Annotated in this window: 4 protein-coding genes; all 4 read right to left on the bottom strand. The window is 74.5% G+C overall.

The features are described 5' to 3' along the window. Positions 1-225: 225 nt before the first annotated feature. Positions 226-633, bottom strand: coding sequence for a hypothetical protein (locus HW445_RS27050; protein ID WP_180223498.1), 408 nt, complete (start codon positions 631-633; stop codon positions 226-228). 7 nt (positions 634-640) lie between these two features. After that, complete coding sequence (locus HW445_RS27045) at positions 641-898, bottom strand: hypothetical protein (RefSeq protein WP_180223497.1); 258 nt, start codon at positions 896-898, stop codon at positions 641-643. Continuing rightward, the gene (gene tsaD / locus HW445_RS27040; protein WP_180223496.1) at positions 895-2037 is read right to left on the bottom strand and encodes a tRNA (adenosine(37)-N6)-threonylcarbamoyltransferase complex transferase subunit TsaD; all 1143 of its coding nucleotides are present in this window, start codon (positions 2035-2037) and stop codon (positions 895-897) included. The genes HW445_RS27045 and tsaD overlap by 4 nt, the downstream gene beginning before the upstream one ends. Then, positions 2030-2423: ribosomal protein S18-alanine N-acetyltransferase (gene rimI / locus HW445_RS27035; protein ID WP_180223495.1), on the bottom strand; the 394-nt coding region annotated here is incomplete at its 5' end. The genes rimI and tsaD, both read right to left, overlap by 8 nt.

Below are 2423 nucleotides of genomic sequence, written 5' to 3'. Positions count from 1 at the left end.
GCCCGCGGCGCGACCTCGGCGGCCCGCGACGCCTCCCGCAACGCGGCGGTGGCCTCCGCCAGCACGTCGCGCAGCAGCACCGGTTCGCGATCGCGACTCGTGCTCCGCTCGTCCCACATCGCCGACCCCCTTACGGGCGGCCCGGCATTCCGTCCGGGCCATCGACAGCACCTGCCGAGATCTTCGCACCCGCCACTGACAACGGCCGGAACACGGGACGAACGTTCAGCCCCGACGGCCCCGGAGGACGGCGTGGACGAACTCGTCCGGCGGCAGGTACTCGTGCGCCTCGACGTAGTGCGCGATCAACTCGGGTGCCGCGTAGGCGACGTCGTCACCCACCACCCTGATCTCGGCGCTGCTGCGCGGGCATTCGGGGCCCGCGCGCAGCAGGCGCATCGAGCACCAGGGGCAGAGGTGGAACCCGCGCGTCTGCTGGGCCCGGTGGCTGCGGGTCATCCGCCGCAGGTTCTCGGCGAGTTCGGGCGGGGGCGTGCCCTTGCGGTACCCGCGGGCCGCGCTCAGCCAGCCGACGTTGAGCACCGGCAGCCCGTGCCAGGGCGGCGGCGTCCCGGTGCCGGGACCGCCGGGCGGGAGGTAGGTGTAGGGGGTGAGGTCCGCGTAGTAGGTCACCCGGCCGTCACTCCGCCCCGAGCGACTCGAAGCGCCACCGGTGCACCGGCCGCGAGGCCAGTCCGCCCGGCGGGTCGGGAAGTTCGGGCAGCGGCTCGTGCGGCTCGGCGTCCCACCAGGTGACGACCAGCACCCGGTCCTGCGGCGCGCGGAAGCTCTCCCGGCGTGCGGGGTCGCGGGGCAGTGGCTGGGAGCGGGCCCAGGTGAGGAGTTCCGCGCCCCGGCCCTCGGGCGCCCGGGCCTCCCACATCAGTGCGACGGTCACGAGTACAGGTTCTCCTTCGAGAGCTCGTGCACATGGTCGTGGGAGTGCGCGTGCGCGTGGGTGTGCCCGTGCGCGGCGGCGCCCTCGGGGGCGGGCACGTGCGGCTCGGTCACCGGGAGGGAGGAGTCGGCCGACAGGTCCCAGGCCGAGGCCGCCCGTCCCCGCGCCACCATCTCGGCGCCCAGCGCGGCGACCATCGCGCCGTTGTCGGTGCACAGCTTGGGCCGCGGCACCCGCAGCCGGATGCCCGCCGCCTCGCACCGTTCCTGGGCCAGCGCCCGCAGCCGCGAGTTGGCGGCCACGCCGCCGCCGATCATCAGGTGGTCGACGCCCTCGTCCTTGCAGGCGCGCACCGCCTTGCGGGTGAGCACGTCCACCACGGCCTCCTGGAAGGACGCGGCGACGTCGCGCACGGGCACCTCCTCACCGGCGGCCCGCTTCGCCTCGATCCAGCGGGCGACCGCCGTCTTGAGGCCGGAGAAGGAGAAGTCGTAGGCGGGGTCGCGCGGGCCGGTCAGGCCACGCGGGAAGGAGATGGCGGTCGGGTCGCCCTCCTTGGCGTACCGGTCGATCACCGGACCGCCGGGGAAGCCGAGGTTCAGCACCCGGGCGATCTTGTCGAAGGCCTCGCCGGCCGCGTCGTCGATGGTGGCGCCCATCGGCCGTACGTCGGAGGTGATGTCGCTCGACAGCAGCAGCGAGGAGTGGCCGCCGGAGACCAGCAGCGCCATGGTCGGCTCGGGCAGCGGCCCGTGCTCGAGCTGGTCGACGCAGATGTGCGAGGCCAGGTGGTTGACGCCGTAGAGCGGCTTGCCCAGCGCGTAGGCGAACGCCTTGGCGGCGGAGACGCCGACCAGCAGCGCGCCCGCGAGCCCGGGGCCGGCGGTGACCGCGACGCCGTCGAGGTCCTTGGCGCTGACGCCCGCTTCCTTCAGGGCCCGCTCGATCGTCGGGACCATCGCCTCCAGGTGGGCCCGGGAGGCCACCTCGGGCACGACGCCGCCGAAGCGGGCGTGCTCGTCGACGCTGGAGGCGACGGCGTCGGCCAGCAGGGTGGTGCCGCGGACGACGCCGACGCCGGTCTCGTCGCAGGAGGTCTCGATGCCGAGGACGAGGGGCTCGTCCCGCAGGTCAGCCATGGTTCCGGGTTCCTTGTGCAGCGGAGGCGGGGGATGCGGCGGAGGAGGGGGCGGATGCGGGGTCGGTGAGGCGCATCACGAGGGCGTCGACGTTGCCCGGCTGGTAGTAGCCGCGGCGGAAGCCGATCGGCTCGAAGCCGAATCTCTCGTAGAGCCGCTGGGCGCGGACGTTGTCGACGCGGACCTCGAGCATCACCTCGTGGCACTCGAAGTCGGTCGCCGCGCGCAGCAGTTCACCGAGCAGCCGGCTGCCGAGGCCGGTGCCCTGGTGGCCGGGGGCGACGGCGATGGTCTGCACGTCACCCTGGTCGCCGGCGGCGGCGAGGCCCGCGTAGCCGGCCAGCCGGCCCTCAGGGGTCTCGGCGACCACGTACCGCCGGGTGGCG

The sequence above is a fragment of the Streptomyces sp. UH6 genome, from assembly GCF_013421635.1.
Lineage (GTDB): Bacteria > Actinomycetota > Actinomycetes > Streptomycetales > Streptomycetaceae > Streptomyces > Streptomyces abyssomicinicus.
The sequence above is the reverse complement of the archived record's forward strand: the minus strand, read 5'-3'. Positions and strand labels throughout refer to the sequence as shown.

Bases quoted from the DNA above. Each gene is read 5' to 3' on its own strand.
- tsaD (WP_180223496.1), bottom strand. From the start codon at position 2,037: ATGGCTGACCTGCGGGACGAGCCCCTCGTCCTCGGCATCGAGACCTCC.